The following is a 17,812-nucleotide window of genomic DNA, read 5'->3' as shown; positions in this document are numbered from 1 at the left end:
GGTTATTAGATTTTAAGTCCAACAATCACTAAATCACGTTCTATACCATCCAACTCTGCTACACCGGGTAGTAATCCCCACTGCTTAAAACCGAATTTTTCTAGCAAACCAAGGCTCGGATCATTATGTCCGAACACAAAACCAACTAGATTCTTAATGCCGAGACTAGGTGCTTTCTCAATGGCCTCTTTCAAAAGAATTCTACCGGCTCCACCACCACGGAACTTTTCACTCACGTATACACTAATTTCTGCTGTTGCATTATACGCTGGACGACCATAGAAGGATTGAAAGCTGAACCATGCCGCAATCTCATCTCCCTGCCTAAGTACCCATAAAGGACGATGATGGCTGTTATGTTCATTGAACCATTTTTCTCTGTCTGCAGCAGTAATAGGTTCCAGATCCGCAGTTACCATCCGTCCAGCAATCGTTGAGTTATAAATCTCCACAATAGCTGCTAAGTCTGTAGGTTTTGCGTCTTCAATCCTGCTATTCTCCCAATTCATCCCTTGATTCCTCCAAATGTGTTAATTCACTCAGGCCTACCTGCTCCTGGCTCCATCGCCACAGCCGCTGCGCCTCTTGTTTATTCTGTGCTCTGGGAGTCAGCTCCTGATTCTTTCGTCGATAATAATATTGACCGGTTACCTCTTGCAAATCCGGTTCTGTAGCCAAATAGATCGCAGTATCGGCTCCTTGTTCAGGAGTTAAAAAGAAGTATGACAGCAGTTTAAGGATCGACTTGCCGAAGCCTGTCTCCCGGTTAACACCTATATTTGTGCCCACTGCTCCTGGATGCACGCAATTCACTGTTACTCTTGTCCCTTGCAGGCGTGCTGCCAACTCTTTCGTGAACAGTATATTGGCTAACTTGGATCGAGCATAAGCTTTTGCGGGATTGAAACGGCGTGTGAGGGTTGGATCTTCATAGTGAAGTGCACCTATTTTGTAAGCACCGGAAGCAACCACAACGATACGGCCTTGCTCTGCTGCTAATAAAGTCTCCAGTAACAGATTCGTTAGCAAAAAATGACCCAAATGGTTCACACCAAGATCCATCTCAAAGCCGTTCTTCGTAAGCTGACGCTTAATCGTGACTACCCCAGCGTTATTGATGAGTATATCTAGAATCGGATATTTCCGGGTAAATTCCTCCGCAAAACTGCGAATGCTCTCCAGCGAGGCCAGATCACACAACATCAGCTCGATATCCTCGGAGTGGCTCTTTTGCTTGGCGGCAGTAAGCGCTTCTTCTCCCCGCTGGCGATTGCGGCAAACCATTATTACCTTGGCTCCCTTGCGAGCCAGTTCAACTGTCGTCGCTAGCCCCATGCCGGAATTTGCTCCAGTTACAAGTGCAATTGTACCTTTCATCCCAAGAATCACTCCTCTCTCAACAACCGTACCCCAATAAGCTTCCACCTAACCTTACGAGAAGTATATTTAAAGATTATGTTACACCAACTAGTAGGCTCAAGAAAAGCTACATCTCACGATTAATGGTATAGACGAACAAATATGCGTTATTGCATAAGGTTAAGTTCTCGAATAGGGCTGTCATGATTAGCCAACGATAGGTGTAGTTCGTCATGTGCGTCTAGTCTATTTTTGATCTATAATAAGAATATTGCGGTTCTAATCGTGAAGTTGAAAGGGGAATACCAACTATGAATAATGCTCTGACAAGCCTAGAGCAGCAAATGGCGAGTGAAGGACTTGATGCCCTCCTCGTAACAGATCCCAAACATGTCTATTACTTAACCGGATTCGCCAGCGATCCGCATGAACGCTTCCTGGGTCTGCTGTTGATACGTGGAGAGGAGCCTATGCTGATTCTACCCGCACTGGATGCGGAAGCAGCTCAAGCCGCTTCTTCAGTCACCAAACTCCTAACCCACAGTGACACTGATAATCCTTATAACCTGCTTAAAGATTGTTTCGGCAGCAGCAAGATAGGTACTCTTGGCATAGAGAAGGAACATTTCTCAGTAGCCCGTTTTGAACATCTAACCGCTGCCGTTCCAGCGGAAAGATTCAGTGATATTGGTCCTTTGCTACGCAGCATGCGTTCCAAAAAGACCCCGGATGAAGTTAAGCGCATGAAGCATGCCGCTGAGCTAGTTGAGGAAGCCTTGCGCCGCGTACTTACCCATGTAAAAACAGGCGTTACTGAAAACGATTTAGTAGCTGAGTTAGAATATCTAATGAAAAAGGTTGGCGCTTCCGGCCCTTCCTTCGACACTATGGTGCTTTCTGGTCCGAAAACTGCCCTGCCTCACGGTGTCCCAGGTAACCGGGTCATTCAGCCAGGTGACTTCCTGATGTTTGATATCGGGGTATATGCTGATGGTTATGCTTCCGATATTACACGTACCTTTGCTATTGAATCCGTGGATGACAAGCTTGTCACGATCTACAACACCGTGCTCGCTGCTAACGAAGCTGGGATCGCCGCTTCCAATCCTGGAGCTCCTTTCGGTTCTGTCGACAAAGCTGCACGTGACGTGATTGAAGAAGCCGGATTCGGAGAATATTTCTTGCACCGCGTCGGACACGGACTGGGTATGGATGTACATGAATACCCATCACTCCATGGACAGAACGATGACATTATCGAGATCGGCAATGTGTTCACCGTTGAGCCAGGGATTTATGTGCCTGGACTAGCAGGTGTGCGTATCGAAGATGATCTAATTATTACAGCTGAAGGTGCAGAGACCTTAACAAGCTTCCCTAAGGAACTGACTATTCTTCATTTGTAGAAAAGAAAATATAGACGTAGTTCATGTGTGCCCAATATTGATATCAAGAATAATCAAAAAATATTAAAATCAAAGATAGCCCATCCCTAATAAGTTGGAAAGAATCACTTTCAACTTCCTGTGATGGGCTTTCTCTTTTTCCCGCACCATACTCGACTTGTTCAAACCCTTTCAAATCCATAATCCCTTTCAACCTTACAAACTCTTGGTTTATAAGGGAGATACCAATCAGATACAGTAATACCTTTTATGTTTTAGCAATCTCACTCGTGACTTTACCTCCGTTTTTTGGTTATTACTATATCAATATTAGCGCATATATTCCTGAGTATAGGTTGCTAATTTAAACTGCCCGAAAGTTGAATAAAGGCAGCCGATCATTGACCGGCTGCCTTTATGTCGTTATTGAGCTATCGTGTCTCGTTAGTTGAACAAAAAGTAGCTTATTCGTTATTTATTTTATAAGCTTCATATACAACCTTCCAATCAAGAAGTCTATTCATTCTGTTTTCAATTTGTCCTATTGGCTTAAATCCATATTGGGCATAAAGAGAATGTGCATCTTTTGTACCAAGTTGAAAACTCGTTCCCTTTAATTTAGGTTGCTCTGTAATGATACTCATTAACCGTTTGCTAAGTCCTCGACCTCTATATTCAGGAAGTATAAAAACATCGCCTAGCCAAGAGAATCTTACAAGGTCAGATACAACCCGTGCAAACCCAACCTGTTTTGCAGGACCATCATAAGGATTTCCTTCATAGACTCCATAGCAAAGAGTAGAATTTTCAATTGATACTACTACTAATTCTTTAGCAATACCCTTAACCCAATAAGAATCCTTACTAAGAAAACTATATATAACTTCTATATCCAAAAAACTCTTATTGCTACTGATAGTAAATCCATCATTGTTAGTCCAAAGTGTTTTTTCGCTTTCCAACGTTCCATCCCCCTTGACTTGTTATTGAATAAAAATGCAATAAATTTAGTTTTTTATCCTTTAAGTAGCCTGCCCGTTAGCTTAATCAAACACCGTCAGTCTACTACTTTGTTTTCCGTTACTTTATTTTCCAGTATAAAACTTTATTTTATTTTGACAATAATGCCTTCACCGTGTTTTGAACGTATTTCTCTGGAGTAGCAATCTTATATAGAGATGGATCTGCAGCTTCGATCATTTTATCTTTAGAGTCCAAAGGTGTTTACCAAGCTTATCGTGGTTTAAGTACCGGTATATAGGCCGAAGAAGCAAAGGGTCACTTTAAACAGACTACGGAGTTGGCAGTTACAGGCTCAAATATCAATTACATTTATGATTCTGCGCTCGATGATGTACTACAAACAATTCCAGATCCGCCAGAAGAGCATGTTTTTGTTTACAATATCGAATTGAATAGTACTACCGGGGAGATTCAAAAAATCAGGCTTTCTGATAACCAAGCAATTATAAGTGCATACCAAAGGTAATATGTGATTAAGCACTGGCTAAAGAACATAGGGACTGGCTAAGGGTAGCCGGCCCCTATGTCTTTTTAATTATTAGTTCAAAATTTCTACCCGCATCCGGAAGGATTAGACCGCGGAAACAAAGTACCAGAAGGCGATTACTATCAGAAAAATGCGGAGTAGAAAGTTTCTGCAGCTGAATATGGTTACCATTTAATTAATAGGGTGGGGGTGACAATTTAAGCAGAATGCCAACACATCAATATCCCCAGAAACATATCCAATTCTTCCTTTGACTTTTTCTGCGCCGCATTGGTCACATTCGCTAATAGTTACTATAGCATTACGCCAATCACTTTCTCGACGCAGCATTTCTTCTTCCTCTTCATACTTCAGATAATCCTTTACTTCCTCGCTCCACTCCTCCAGACTTTCAATTGCTGCAGGCAAAGATCTATAATATTTGAATTTTCCGTCCACTAATTCCTGGAGATTGGTATCTAACTTTTCTTTTCCAAAATCTTCAGTATTGCTACTTATAAAATATAATTCATCATTATATGAACCTTTCATGTATTCAAGAATACTGAAAAAGATAATCGCATCCCCCATGCTTTTCTTTTTGTCTTTTTTAAAAAAAGGCTCTTTATTTATAAGCAAATCGTCAATTAACGATAACTTCTTTTCTTCACTTAAGTTTATATGTAGGGTTCTTCCATCGTTAAATAAGTTATCAATGCGTTGAGATAAACCTGTATATTTTTGATGTACTGCAGGCTCTAAATCTTTAAGCAGAGTTATGCTCAATTCTAGTTGAGCACTTATTTCGTTATGATTTGAAGATTTTGCGATTTTCAAAGCCTCATTTATTGCATTTTTAGCTACATTTAAATGGTTAGCTGTTGCAACTAGAATGCGTTCATCTTTGATTCTATTCCATTCGTGTAATATTTGAGCGGGTAAAACTAGTTTAATGTGACGTTCCGTCACAAGTTTTTCTAGAATAGTAAGCATGCGCTCTTCATATTTGCCTTTAGCTAAATCTATCCATATACATGTATCAATAACAACTCTAGGCATAGGTATGTTATCACTGCCCCAATACACCACTTTCCTCGACTCCTCTTTCACACGATTCTCATGCTATGCTGATTTCCATAATATCACATAGATTGAATGGTATAACGGTTTTTTCACAATCGATCCTCTATGAGAATCTGCAGGAGTAGGCACGATGCCGGCGCTGCTCGTATTAAACAGCCTTGTATCTTGATGGCCAGTACAATAGAAGTTTGGCCACGAAACGCCACCACCCACTAAAAGCCCAAGCGACCAGCAGGAAAAACACCTGCCGTTCCATTGGGCTTTTTTTGCTGCGCAACCGTGGGTACCCGGTAGCGTGGGAGGGCAAGACCTGAAGAGACCCGGAAGACGCGGCCGATGACACTTGCCGCTCGCTGCAAAGCTTATCAGGGCGCTTAAAAGGGTCCAGGATTTGCCGCTGCGCGTTTCTCCTGTCAGCAAAAAATAAAGTATTAGACTGGATGTTCTTATTCCCCGCTGTATTTTGAATTGCCATAACGTCAGACTCCATAAAACAAGTTTTAGACTTACCCTAGAAATTGAAAAAGCGACAGCAAAGGACGAGAAAATAAAGCCCTTGACTGTCGCTGTTTCATTGAACTAATGTTCTCCGTTAGCGTAACAAAATGCTGAACCTTTTATATTATTTGTTATTTGTTCCAGTGACCTGCCACCTTATGAGTGGGGAAATACTCGGAAAGGGTATTGGCGAATTGCAGGGAGTCCAATTCTGCAACGTGCATTGAATAACCAATATTGGGAATCAAATGAATTAAAGACGTATTGGACAGATACAACTCCTTACGTAATATTTTATGAACCGCCGTATACCGAACGGTACGTACGGTGGTGTGAGAGGCCGGGGGCTCGCCGCCCCCTCCTACTCGATTGGACTCCCTCGGTTCCGTTAGCTGAATGAGAAATTACTTGGGCCAGCCACCCCGAATATCGAGTTTATTTCCATCTGGGTCCTGGGCATAAAAATTAAGACCACAGCCCCCATTATCTTCAATCTCCGATACCTTAGCTCCGTTGTTCTTCATTTGGCTGTAGAGTCCGTGAAAATCATTGACTTCCAAGGTAAGTGCACATTGTTCCGTTCCACCTATTTCAATGTAGTTTAGATTTGTCTGCTCAGGAGTCTTAATCAAAAAAATGGCTTGTCCCGAAGGGATACGAAGCTGAGCCTGAAATCTAAGAAGAATAACTTTTTTAAAAACGGTTTCCTTCTCACTTATGTGTGTCCGGCAAATATGTCGGCATCTTCGCTTGTTTGATGAGAAGGACGCCGTCGAAATGCCGTCTTAGCTCTATCGGCATCGGCATTTGCACCTGATAAGAGGCTATCATCCGTTCGAACATCCAAGAATTTCCCCGTTCATTTTCCCGATAGCGTAAATCCATGAATGTATATGGCTGTCCTACAGCCGCCAAAATATCTTCCATAGACCCCGGAATAATCGGATTCAACTGAATCGGTTCCCTCGTATTCTCGGCTGCTTGTCCTTCGCCCATAAATAGACCCATGACGTAGCTTTCCTGTTGCAGTTCCTTTGGCATAAGCTCTCCCATACTCTTCGGCATGGTGGAAATCAGAGACTGTGCTTTGCTGATATGGCCATTATGGCCCCATACGATGATATTCTCTTCCGGATAAACTTCTGTCACCAACCATGCAAGGTTGCTGGCCATCGCCCGATCGCGCCATTCCATCATGGACTGAGCGCCGCTATAATCCCCTTGTTCTGTTAATAGATTGGATTGGATGCACAGCTCATTAAATTCCTGAATGACCCGGATTCGATCCTCTAGCGCTCGCTTCATTAACTTGACGATATGCGGCTCATCGGGATAGTCCATCTTCAACGCATTTTCATTCTTAGTCACGGCCTGCAATAGCTCTTCATACACCTTAATCAGCTCAGGCTTGGCCTTACGGAATCCGCTTTGATCCTTGCTCATTCTCCACTTATGAACCTCTTGTTCCGCTTGCAGCGCTCTGTCCTTCAGCTTAATACTTGGAATCCAGTTCGCATTCTGAAAAAGCGGGGATTGCACCTGAATATCGAAGCCCGTCAGTCGCAAAGGCGATTCGCTCTTATGTGTCTCCTTCATGTATTCGAATAGCGGCTTCGTCTCTTCCGTCCACCATACGCCAAATATGGAACGCCTCATCGTATCGGGAGTCGCCGTCTTTTTTATCCGTCCTTGACCAAGGGCTGCATCGCCCAAACCACTCTCAAATGCAACAATGTTAAACCCTAGCGTTTGGTGCATGTATTGAATGAGGCGCGTTTTGACTAGATTAAATTCGGCCACACCATGTGAATTTTCTCCCAAATATACGATTCGCTTATCAGCGAGCAACGGGATCAGTATATCAAGGTCGCTAAATTTGTCCTGCCCAATGGATCCTCCGTTCGAAGACCATGATTCCGGTTGGATCGTCTGTAAGGCATAAGCATGATCCGCGGCCCAACGCTTCCAATCGGATAAAGTAGCCTGATACGATCTTGCTGTTCTGACTTGCTGTTCATTCACCGCTGCTTCCCCATATGCAGTCTTGACCGGGATAACCGCTGATGTTATCGAGGTACTAAGCATGATCAAAGTGAGCGGCATGCACAACAAGCTACGCAGACTAAGGGTATTCGCCTTCCATTTCATTGCATCTAACTCCTTACCGAAAAATAATTTTACGTTCTACTTCAAGTATAAAATTCATTGCACCACACCTTTTTGATCATTATTGCTATCTTTATGTGAACACAATAATATGGATGGAGTTATCCTTTATATACCCGAGAAACAAAGCAATATATATCAAATATGCAGCGGTTGCTTCTGATATTTTATTCTTAAGGAGGTTATAACATGAGCTACAGTCCGATCATCCAAGAGTCGATTGCCTATATAGAGACGCATTTGCCCGAAGAATTGTCACTAGAGAGTATGGCTAAGTTTGCAGGGTTTTCAAAGTATCATTACCATCGGATTTTTCAGCAAGAGGTTGGCGTGAGCGTATCTGAATATATCCGATTTCGGAGAATTGCAAATTCGTCCAACATGTTACTGTTCACAGATGAAAGAATTATAGATATTGCCATTTATTATCACTTTGAGAGCCAAGAATCGTTCACCCGTTCTTTTAAGAAATACTATCAATTACCGCCAGGGCAGTATCGCAAAATCATGGGCAAATTAACGATGCAAAGGGAGGAAATGAAAATGAAAAATGAACAATTATTAAAAGGATGGCAATTAAGCGGGAGTCACCCCTTCAACTATCAGATGGGGATTGACCGGAGAACCTTCCATCAAGGGAGAGCGTCCGGATATTTAAAGTCGGTTACAGTGGTACCGACGGAAGGCGAATTTGCAACGATGATGCAGCAATTCAAAGCGGACAAATATATGGGCAAAAGACTAAAGCTCTCAGGGTTTATCAAAACAAAAGCAGTGAGAGGGTTTTGTGGGTTCTGGATGCGAGTCGATGATGCTCTTCATGATGTACTGCAATTCGATAACATGAGTGACCGCCCCATTATTGGAGATACGGAGTGGAACCATTACAGCATCGTGCTGGATGTGCCGGATAATAGTGCCGCAATTGCTTTTGGTGTGCTGTTGTCCGGGAGTGGACAGGTCTGGATAGATGGGCTTCAATTCGAGGAAGTGGATACCAAGGTGCCTACGACGAATATCGATTTTATGTGTGAACTTCTAGACGAGCCTATGAATTTATCGTTTGAGGAATAGAGAGGTGTTGCAGAATGAATGATGATAAAAAACAAAACCTTGGCAATGTCATCGGTCTTGTAATCGTTACGATCGTAATGGCTTCAAAGTTTTTGATAGGAAATATATTCGTGAGTTTGGTAAAAGATATTTTTAATTAATAACCGACAGTAAAAGAGTAGTTAGCTTGCACAAGACAAAAAAGCTTACATCCCACACAAAGGTATGCCCCTTAAGCAAGCAGCTTAACCGTTCAATAAAATAAGCAGGCTTCGGCCTGCTCAACAATTTATGCTATTAAACTATAGTTTCCGGTTAGCGTAATGCAGTCAGTAAAAAACTTACCCCTACTTACGATTCACCGCTTTGGTTTAAGCGGTGAATTTTAGAGCCACCCTTATATCAACCGAGCACACATTTTTATCTGTGAAGGAGCGGTGTCAGGACGTTATCCTATGTAGTAAAGCACCTACCGCATTGGGCAGGTGCTTTTTATTGATTATGACTTCCGCACTGGTCTGATATACTTCCAAAACCGCTCCGGATTAAAATAAAAGTAAATTATTCGACCGGGGGAAGTATCAAAGCAGTAACCAGTACCTGCAAAATCAAAAGTTGCCATTGCCTCTTCAATCTTTTCCTCCACACTACGATTTTCCTGCTCATAATCGAATGGCCCATGTTCAAAAACAATATATTCGGCTTCGGGAACATCAATCATAAGCATTTGTGGTGGCACTTCGCCTTTATAATCAAAAGGAAGTCGTACACCATGACACTCTGTACGCGGAATCCCCCAATCGCAGAGTCTGCCGTAAGGGTCATTAATGTACGCCATAATCTGACCGCTGCCGCCGTTAGGTTCGCTCCCGCCATCGTCATCCAGTTTGCCCTTGATACTATCGAGTAAGCCGCAAATGGTTTCGCAGTCCTGTCCCGGAATAAGACTTTGCTTTTGCCAAAAATCCCAATACCCATTACTCTCATAGTTTTTAATGTGCAGAAATTTGTGAGCGGGGATGGTTACAAAATAGATTTGAACATTGTCTGTAGATTTCATCATACCAATCTCTCCCAATCCCTAAAGTAGCGGTCGAAAGGGTTTATTTTTGTACGAAGAACGACAGGCTTAGGCTTTTTTCGGTATTCGCTTGGAGTTACACCATATGTTCCCTTGAAAGCTCTGGTAAAAGCTTCATGTGATGAAAAACCATAATCAAAAGCAATATCCAAAATGCTTTTTTCACTATCCCGAACCTCTTTTAGTGCAAAGGCTAATTTTCTATGCCGCAGATAATCCCTAAATTGCATACCCGATATTTCCTTGAATTTTCTCGTAGTATGAAATTCGGAATAACCTAACTTGTGAGAAAGAGATCGTAGCGTTATTGCTTCACCGTTACGATTTTTAATACACTCGTCAATTTCATCAACGATTATTTGGATTTGCTTGTGCCACTCGTACATTCGTCTGTTCACCTCGTTTCAACCACTCTATAGTCATTGTAGAGTAATGGAAATTGCATTGCTTGATTCTACTTGCGGAAACCACTATTTAGTCTGTATCATATCAATTTGCAACTAGGCTGCGCATATTTTATCATCCGAAAAAGTGCGGAGACACCGTTGCGGCGACTTAATCGCTGAGTATGTCCTATAAAATTTCGCACCCATGCCAATAATAAGCTTTTGAAATCTCTGCGAGCTTTTCATTGAAAACTTGCCGTTACTTATGGTACGGTTCTCCGCGATGGTTGAAGCGGCAAGTTTTAGGGCCATCCTAAAATCACAATACCTTTTCTGCTCCCTGATCGCTCTCTGTAAGTTCATATTCGACATGAGAGGTACGTTTGGATAAAAAGTACGAGTGACGATTCCCTTCTAACAGCTCGAACAGGAGAAGAAGTATCCATTTTCTATAGAAACCAAACTAACTAACTACTTCAAGTTCCCCAACTCAGGTTAGATTGTCTTCAAGTAATCAGACAGTGGCTGTTGGTTCCAGATTTGAGCTTCAATATATTCAATATAGGGGCCCATGCCTTCCCAAAGCGCAGTTCTCCCCTTATCTTCCGGCGCACCGTAAATATGCTCCAACCTATCCAAGTCAGAGAGGGTAAAGATTTTACCGTGATACTGGGATTGATAATGAGCAGATTCCTTGTCCATTCCAAGCCAGTAGGTAACCATACTATCCGGATAAGTGAAGCTAATATCTCCGTGCGAAAAAATGGTAAGCGGAACACGCAGGCTGCTTAATTCAAGGGAGGACAAGTGTTCTTCCATCCAATGAGAGTAGCCGAGTACTGCATAGAGTGGATAGTTTTCCTTGGGTTCTCCTCCCTTTGCTATAAATTCATTCTTCACCCAATGTTCAACCTGTCTTCTGTTATTCATATATTGAGCCGGCTCCTTGAATCTATCAGCTAATGGGTTATCCTCATACAGAGACTCCATAACGGCAATCGCTTCTGCATCGCATAATGCGGATAGGCTACGGAACGGCGGGTCACCTAGTCTGTAATAATGCGTCAGATATGTAATCATGATTGTTCCTCCTTAATGACTACTCCCAGCATTGCACTACGCTTCAGTACATGATACATTTCCTCCAGCATGACTATCGCCTCGTCAATGGTCAGTTCGTGCGAATTCATATGGATCATGACCGCTATTCCTAGCCAATACGCCGAAAGCTTCTTAAACAGTTCCCGAGCCTTGGTTGTGTTCATGGTACATAACTGTGGGTCGAGCTGTAAGAACGCACTATAGATCTCCTCCGTAATGATGTCATTATTACTCCTGTTGTAGTCAATGCTGCAATCGGACAAAAACAATAAACGAAAAAGCTGCTTCTCGGATTGAGCAAAAAGCAAACAACCAACCGCCAAGTTCATAGCAGGCTCATTTTTTTCATTGTTGTAGCTTTTGATCTCTACTAAAGCGTAATCGACAGCACGTCTGAAAACATTCTCTTTGACCTCTTCCATGCTCCTGTACAATCGGTATACCGGTTGAGTTGAGCATTTCAGTTTTAGAGCGATATTTCTGGCTGTCAGTATCTCGAATCCCTCTTGTCTGGTCAACTCAAACGCCGCATTGGAAACCTGTTCTTTAGTGACCTCTGCTTTTGGAGGCATTTTTTCCAACTCCCCACACAATAAGTATATTAAATAACAAATGTTATATAACGTACGTTATTATCATTTTTGCAAAATGTCAATATGATTTTTGTTTTCTTATTCCGGCTAATACAGCGAAAGAGCAGCTTCTTACGGTAAGTATACAGAGGTTCTAGTATCTTATTGTTTCGTAGAACAAACAAACTCGCAAATGCCTGTTTACAACCTTTTACATTGAACGTGATCCAAATCCAATCTCAGTCAATAGTTGGCATGATGTAAATACAGGCTCCTGCGAGTTTTTCTACAAAAAACTTGCCCCTACTTATGATACGGTTCAGCGTGATTCATTTTCAACTAACCTGCCCGTTAGTTGAACAAATAAAAAAACGGCTGCCTAAGCAACCGTTTTTCCACTAACGTATCCCTTGAGCTCAATGATCTGAAGAAATTGTTTCACTCAAGCTTTTCCTCAGAAATCTCTACGTACTATCTTAACCCAATTTGACGCCGAAATTAGGCATTAACCTTGCCTAGGGCGAATATCTTAACGGGGAAATACATTAAAAAAAATGAGGTGAAACACTTGGGATACTTCGTTACTGTGGAACCGGGCGTAAAAGTATTTATAGAGGACATCAATCCGAAGGGAAATAAAACGATACTTTTTATTCATGGCTGGCCGCTAAACCATAACCAGTTCGAATATCAGTTCAATTTCCTTCCGAAGCTCGGATATCGTTGTATCGGAATAGACTGGAGAGGATACGGCAATTCGGATAAACCATTCGATGGTTACGGTTTCGATAGATTAGCAGATGATCTTCGTATAGTCATCGAAGCGTTACAGCTAAAAAACATAACACTTGCAGGACACTCTACCGGAGGAGCGATCTCAATTCGTTATATGGCTCGTTATAAAGGGTACGGGGTATCAAAACTCGTCCTGATCGACGCTGCGTCTCCATCAAGTGTTCCAAAAGAATTTACGAATAAAATCATCGAAGAGACAAACAATGACCGTCCGAAAATGCTGCAAGACCAAACGGGAATTTTTTTCTTTCAGTACATTTCTGAAGCGAAATCCGAATGGTTCTTTCTAATGGGTTTACAAGCTGCGAATTGGTCGACTTCCGCCATTATGGTCACGCTAAGAGACGAAAATGTTTACAACGATCTTGGACAGATCGATGTGCCCACATTAATTATTCATGGAATTCATGATAAAGTCGTTCCGTTTACCCAAGCTCAGGAAACAAATAAGCTGATTAAAAATTCGCAATTAGTTCCATTCCAATACAGCGGCCATTGCCCTTTTTTGGAGGAGAGTGATAGATTCAACCAATTATTATCTTCTTTTGCATAACGCCTCGGATTAGCCGCACCATCGCTCCCCATAAATTTAGTCCGATAAGCATCCTCATGCCTGTGTTCCCCACATCCCGCGAATCGACTCTGCCTCTTTGACCATCCTGCCCATCAGTTCCGAGACTGTAGGGATATCATGGATCATCCCTGTCACTTGGCCTGCCCAGCCAATGCCCTCTTCTTTGACATCATCATAAATCCAGCGCTTGTTGGCTGCACCGCTAATATATTCTTTTAAGGCTTCATAGGTCGGAGTCACACGCTCAATGTCGAGAATCTTATCTATGTACTCACTACGCAGCACTCGCGCGGGTGCTCCAATAGAGCGTTTGATTACGACTGTATCTGACTCTGAGCTTTCTACTAGGGCTTTTTTATAAGAAGCAGCTGCATGAACACATTCAACCGTAGCAACGAATCGTGTGCCCATTTCAATTCCCTCAGCCCCCAGTGCATGGGCCGCCATCCATCCGCGGCCATCCCCGATCCCGCCTGAAGCAATCACAGGAATATCAACCGCATCCACTACTTGAGGAACGAGTACCATAGTCCCTACATCATCACGCCCCAAGTGGCCTCCTCCCTCCTGCCCAACAACAATAACCGCAGAAGCACCTAATTGTTCAGCTTTTTGGGCTTGTCTGCGTGAAGAGACGAGCACGAGCGTTTTAATATCAGTGTGCTGTAGCATTTCCAGTATAGGGGCCGGATTCCCACCAGTGAGACTCACCACGGGAACCTTCTCGTCGATGGCGACCTGCACCCGATCTTCATAACCGATACCATGCACACCGATGGCAAAATTAACGCCAAATGGATTGTCGGTCAAAGTACGAACCCGTTCTATTTCTGAACGTAAAGCCTCTGCGCTCGGAAGACTCATCGCTGTAACCTGACCCAATCCACCGGCATTCGAAACGGCAGCTGCAAGGTCTGCATAACCTAAATAAGCAAGCCCGCCTTGAATAATAGGATACTCTATCTGCAATAACTCCGTAATACGGGTATTCCATTTCATATTCATCTACACCTTTCCTATCTTTAACCACAGCAGAATCACAGCAAATAAAAGAGCAATTCCCCCTGCCAGATAATCCATTTGCTGAAATTGTAATACCCTATAAGAAGTTCTTCCTTTACCATTTCCATAAGCACGCGCATCAATCGCATAGCTTAGCTGTTCAGCACGTTGAATCGTCGTGAAGAGCAAAGGAATAATAATCGGGACATAAGCAAATATCCGTTTAGGCAGTGATAATGCTGTAAGATCATACCCCCTAGCCTTTTGTGCGAGAAGAATACGATCCAGCTCCTCCTTGATGGTAGGAATAAACCGGATCGCAATCACTATCATTAAGGAGAATTGTTCTACAGGTACCCCCATTTTGGATAGAGGTGCAAGCAGCTTTTCAAGACCATATGCTAAGTCTAGCGGTTTAGTTGTTAACGTTAATACTGAGGCTAATAAGATGAGCAATACAATACGCCAAACAAAACGTAATCCTGTTCGCAGTCCCTCTTCAGTTACCTCAATAAATGACCAAGACCAGAGGATAATCGTTCCTTTGGTGAACACGGCATTGTACATGAAGGTAAACAGCAAAATAAATAATAGCGGCCGTAGTCCTCGCCAAAAGAATTGAATAGGAACCTTTGACAGCAGTAAAATTCCGATTACAAAAAAGGTTGCAACTGCATAGCTAAGCCCTGTTCCAAGCATCAGAAAGCTAAGCATGAGAATCATGATACTAACAAGTTTTGTACGGGGATCTAAACGATGGAAAATCGAATGCGTCTCCACATATTGACCCACAATTACGGAATCAGTCATGTTGACGCCCCCTCGAATGCCAAATGGGCAGAACAGCATCGAAGATATCCTGCTCTTTACAGCTAGCAATCTCAATTTTTTGACCGGATAATTCCTCTACTAGCTTCAAAAGCTGTACGGGTTCAGGTATGGACAAGCCCAGCTCCACCAATAATTCTTCCTTTTCTATAAATAGTGTTCTGGGGTCAAAATGTCCTTCCAGCTGACCTTTATGGAAAACCAAAACCTCATCCGAGTACTCAGCAACATCCTCCATCTGATGCGAAACGAAGAGAATGGTGCGCTGATTTTGTTGCTGCCAAGTCTTCAGTAGCTTCAGCAAGGATACTTGACTAGCAGGATCTAGCCCAGCTGTCGGTTCATCCAAAATTAGCAGCTTAGGATTCGTCATCAGCACGGAGGCAATGGCCACACGGCGCTTTTCTCCACCGCTTAGTTGGAATGGATTTAACGGGAGAATGCCCTCTGACAGACCCACTTGCGGTAAAATCCTTTCAATCGCCTCCGTGATTTGCTGGCGTGAAGCACCCTGCAGATTCAGAGCAAAAGCAAGCTCCTTTTGCACTGTGGTTTCGAATAGCTGATGCTCCGGATATTGAAACACGAAGCCCAGCTCCGGGACCACCTTTAATTGTCCTTTGGCATCTCTGGGAGCAGGCTGCTGATCAATGGAGTAATCTCCTTTTACGCTGGGAATCAAGCCCTTCAGCACTTTGACAAAGGTAGACTTTCCTGCGCCCGTGGGACCGATAATCGAAATCCATTTGCCCGCAGTAATAGTGCAGTTAATATTGTGTAAAGCTATATGATCAGCATAGTTTACACTTAAATTATCTAATTGGTAGACCATTGTGATCGAATGTTCCCCTTCCAATCTGCTGTTGGCGGCGCTGCTGAATGTAGCAATGCATGTACGCGCACGGCAAAGGGTAGTTGTAATTGATAGTCCGCAACAGGCATCATTTTAAAAAAGGCCAGTGGAGCACCATCATACTCAAGTCGCCCTTGATGCAGGAGTAATAATCGTTCTGCTGAAAGCACTTCCTCCATATGGTGAGTGATCTGAATAATGGTCAGACCTTGACGATGCAGCTCTTGCATAATAGCAAGCACCTGCTGCCTTCCCTGAGGATCAAGCATAGAGGTGGCTTCGTCGAAAATAATGACTTGCGGGCGCATCGCCAATATAGCCGCAATAGCGACACGTTGCTTCTGACCTCCAGAGAGCTGATGTGGCATCGCGTCCAGATAATCCTCCATATGAACAGCCTGCAAGGCATGCTCCAATCGGCTGCGCATTTCCTCCCTTGGCACACGAAGGTTCTCCAAACCAAAAATCACCTCATCCATAACGGTTGTGGTGATAAATTGATCCTCTGGATTCTGAAAAACAAAGCCAATTTGTTGATGAATATCTGCAAGCTCAGCTGGCTTTGCGGTATCTAGGCCCTTAAACTGTATCGACCCTTTTCGAGGCAGCAGCAAACCATCCATGAGCTTTGCAATGGTGGATTTGCCAGAGCCATTCGCGCCAACAATCGCCACAAACTCACCTGCATTTATCGTAAAGCTGATATCTTCTAGGACAGGCTGATCCCTTTTATAATAAAAATGAACTTGATCGAAGGTAAGCATTTATTCACTCCCCTTTTGACGGTGCCACGTAGCGAAAAATGCCCCGATGCTGTTCTCAGAAAATGCAGGAGCAGGCTTCTCCCATTTCGTCACTTTTGATCCATTCACAGCAAAGATTTCACCGGTTAAATCCGCATCGTTCTCACTCAATAATGCATTTACGAAAGAAGCAATATCCTCTGGAGCACCTATTCGCCAGAACTCCGGGAACGGTTCATTACGGCTGGCATGTTTCACTTTCAAGTGATCAATGACAGGTCTGGTCATATCCGTTAACGCGGCTGGTGAAATCGCATTGACCCTAATTCCATCGCGTTTCAGCTCCGCTGCGAGTGTCCACATCATTCCGAGTATTCCAGCCTTGGCTGCACTATAATTCACCTGACCGACAGAGCCTGTTAATCCAGCCGTTGAGGTCATCAACAGGATATCACCACCTGTCTGGCGCATATGTGGCAGTGCACGTTGAATGCTGTAATAGGCACCATTTAAATGCACATCCAGCACAGCCTTCCATTCTTCATCCGTCATCCGTAGACATTTCTGATCTTGTAAATTTCCAGCGTTCGCTATCAACACCTCAATACGACCGTATTGAGCAATAACCTCATCTACCATTACCGAGACCGCGACTGGATCTGCTACATTAGCAGAGTAGCCTAATGCTTCACCACCTGCCTGTCGAATCTCGTGGACAACTTCATCGATCAAGACTTGTTTTGTACCATTTACAACCACTATATAACCGGACTTGCCGAGCTGCACGGCAATACTACGCCCGATCCCTCTGGTTGCTCCAGTAATTAAGGCTACTTTGTTCATC

The 17,812-nt window shown here is 43.2% G+C and carries 19 protein-coding genes; 3 read left to right on the top strand and 16 right to left on the bottom strand.

The window, feature by feature from the left end:
- Positions 1 to 5: 5 nt before the first annotated feature.
- Entirely contained in the window at positions 6 to 509 is a 504-nt protein-coding gene (locus ACN6KS_RS06410; RefSeq protein ID WP_094876761.1) for a GNAT family N-acetyltransferase, read from the bottom strand.
- Positions 493 to 1,377 (bottom strand): SDR family oxidoreductase, encoded by an 885-nt coding sequence (locus ACN6KS_RS06405; RefSeq protein WP_440961617.1) that lies wholly within the window; start codon positions 1,375 to 1,377, stop codon positions 493 to 495. The genes ACN6KS_RS06410 and ACN6KS_RS06405 overlap by 17 nt, the downstream gene beginning before the upstream one ends.
- Positions 1,378 to 1,670: 293 nt before the next feature.
- Between ACN6KS_RS06405 and ACN6KS_RS06400 the strand changes: the two genes are divergently transcribed.
- Positions 1,671 to 2,765, top strand: a complete 1,095-nt coding sequence (locus ACN6KS_RS06400; RefSeq protein ID WP_440961616.1) for a M24 family metallopeptidase — start codon at positions 1,671 to 1,673, stop codon at positions 2,763 to 2,765.
- Positions 2,766 to 3,208: 443 nt separating this feature from the next.
- On the opposite strand, the gene ACN6KS_RS06395 is transcribed toward ACN6KS_RS06400, so the two are convergent.
- The 5 genes from ACN6KS_RS06395 to ACN6KS_RS06375 all read right to left on the bottom strand — a co-directional run bounded on the left by ACN6KS_RS06395 (position 3,209) and on the right by ACN6KS_RS06375 (position 7,962).
- Entirely contained in the window at positions 3,209 to 3,706 is a 498-nt protein-coding gene (locus ACN6KS_RS06395; protein WP_440961615.1) for a GNAT family N-acetyltransferase, read from the bottom strand.
- A 719-nt stretch (positions 3,707 to 4,425) separates the two neighbouring features.
- A complete protein-coding gene (locus ACN6KS_RS06390; RefSeq protein WP_440961614.1) occupies positions 4,426 to 5,319 on the bottom strand; it encodes a PIN domain-containing protein in 894 nt (297 codons plus the stop codon).
- Between the two features lie 145 nt (positions 5,320 to 5,464).
- A complete protein-coding gene (locus ACN6KS_RS06385) occupies positions 5,465 to 5,791 on the bottom strand; it encodes a hypothetical protein (protein ID WP_440961613.1) in 327 nt (108 codons plus the stop codon).
- Positions 5,792 to 6,218: 427 nt separating this feature from the next.
- Positions 6,219 to 6,446: a VOC family protein gene (locus ACN6KS_RS06380; protein ID WP_341145646.1), complete on the bottom strand. Its 228-nt coding sequence runs from the start codon at positions 6,444 to 6,446 to the stop codon at positions 6,219 to 6,221.
- 79 nt (positions 6,447 to 6,525) lie between these two features.
- Positions 6,526 to 7,962 (bottom strand): erythromycin esterase family protein, encoded by a 1,437-nt coding sequence (locus ACN6KS_RS06375; protein ID WP_440961612.1) that lies wholly within the window; start codon positions 7,960 to 7,962, stop codon positions 6,526 to 6,528.
- A gap of 207 nt (positions 7,963 to 8,169) precedes the next feature.
- Here ACN6KS_RS06375 and ACN6KS_RS06370 point away from each other — a divergent pair, with 207 nt between their 5' ends.
- A complete protein-coding gene (locus ACN6KS_RS06370; protein ID WP_440961611.1) occupies positions 8,170 to 9,054 on the top strand; it encodes a helix-turn-helix transcriptional regulator in 885 nt (294 codons plus the stop codon).
- A 478-nt stretch (positions 9,055 to 9,532) separates the two neighbouring features.
- On the opposite strand, the gene ACN6KS_RS06365 is transcribed toward ACN6KS_RS06370, so the two are convergent.
- The 4 genes from ACN6KS_RS06365 to ACN6KS_RS06350 all read right to left on the bottom strand — a co-directional run bounded on the left by ACN6KS_RS06365 (position 9,533) and on the right by ACN6KS_RS06350 (position 12,173).
- A complete protein-coding gene (locus ACN6KS_RS06365; protein WP_440961610.1) occupies positions 9,533 to 10,096 on the bottom strand; it encodes a hypothetical protein in 564 nt (187 codons plus the stop codon).
- Positions 10,093 to 10,500: a helix-turn-helix transcriptional regulator gene (locus ACN6KS_RS06360; protein ID WP_440961609.1), complete on the bottom strand. Its 408-nt coding sequence runs from the start codon at positions 10,498 to 10,500 to the stop codon at positions 10,093 to 10,095. The genes ACN6KS_RS06365 and ACN6KS_RS06360 overlap by 4 nt, the downstream gene beginning before the upstream one ends.
- 495 nt (positions 10,501 to 10,995) lie before the next feature.
- Positions 10,996 to 11,580, bottom strand: coding sequence for a hypothetical protein (locus ACN6KS_RS06355; protein WP_341145462.1), 585 nt, complete (start codon positions 11,578 to 11,580; stop codon positions 10,996 to 10,998).
- Positions 11,577 to 12,173, bottom strand: a complete 597-nt coding sequence (locus ACN6KS_RS06350) for a TetR/AcrR family transcriptional regulator (RefSeq protein ID WP_341145463.1) — start codon at positions 12,171 to 12,173, stop codon at positions 11,577 to 11,579. The genes ACN6KS_RS06355 and ACN6KS_RS06350 overlap by 4 nt, the downstream gene beginning before the upstream one ends.
- Before the next feature lie 568 nt (positions 12,174 to 12,741).
- On the opposite strand from ACN6KS_RS06350, the gene ACN6KS_RS06345 reads away from it, so the two are divergent.
- Positions 12,742 to 13,521, top strand: a complete 780-nt coding sequence (locus tag ACN6KS_RS06345) for an alpha/beta fold hydrolase (protein WP_280788763.1) — start codon at positions 12,742 to 12,744, stop codon at positions 13,519 to 13,521.
- Positions 13,522 to 13,575: 54 nt separating this feature from the next.
- On the opposite strand, the gene ACN6KS_RS06340 is transcribed toward ACN6KS_RS06345, so the two are convergent.
- Genes ACN6KS_RS06340 through ACN6KS_RS06320 form a run of 5 tightly spaced genes read right to left on the bottom strand, consistent with a single transcriptional unit; the run spans position 13,576 to position 17,811 of the window.
- Positions 13,576 to 14,541: an NAD(P)H-dependent flavin oxidoreductase gene (locus tag ACN6KS_RS06340; protein ID WP_094870680.1), complete on the bottom strand. Its 966-nt coding sequence runs from the start codon at positions 14,539 to 14,541 to the stop codon at positions 13,576 to 13,578.
- Between the two features lie 6 nt (positions 14,542 to 14,547).
- Positions 14,548 to 15,354: an energy-coupling factor transporter transmembrane component T family protein gene (locus ACN6KS_RS06335; protein ID WP_094876755.1), complete on the bottom strand. Its 807-nt coding sequence runs from the start codon at positions 15,352 to 15,354 to the stop codon at positions 14,548 to 14,550.
- Entirely contained in the window at positions 15,347 to 16,204 is an 858-nt protein-coding gene (locus ACN6KS_RS06330; protein WP_440961608.1) for an ATP-binding cassette domain-containing protein, read from the bottom strand. Before ACN6KS_RS06330 ends, ACN6KS_RS06335 begins: the two co-directional genes overlap by 8 nt.
- Positions 16,189 to 16,989 carry an energy-coupling factor transporter ATPase gene (locus ACN6KS_RS06325; RefSeq protein WP_440961607.1) on the bottom strand — a complete coding sequence of 267 codons (801 nt, stop codon included), beginning with the start codon at positions 16,987 to 16,989 and terminating at the stop codon, positions 16,189 to 16,191. Before ACN6KS_RS06325 ends, ACN6KS_RS06330 begins: the two co-directional genes overlap by 16 nt.
- The gene (locus tag ACN6KS_RS06320; protein ID WP_440961606.1) at positions 16,990 to 17,811 is read right to left on the bottom strand and encodes an SDR family oxidoreductase; all 822 of its coding nucleotides are present in this window, start codon (positions 17,809 to 17,811) and stop codon (positions 16,990 to 16,992) included.
- Position 17,812: the final 1 nt, after the last annotated feature.

The sequence above is a fragment of the Paenibacillus nitricinens genome, from assembly GCF_052056485.1.
In the GTDB taxonomy this organism is placed as follows: domain Bacteria; phylum Bacillota; class Bacilli; order Paenibacillales; family Paenibacillaceae; genus Paenibacillus_AQ; species Paenibacillus_AQ nitricinens.
Note: the sequence above shows the minus strand (reverse complement) of the source record. Positions and strands in the feature narration are given on the sequence as shown.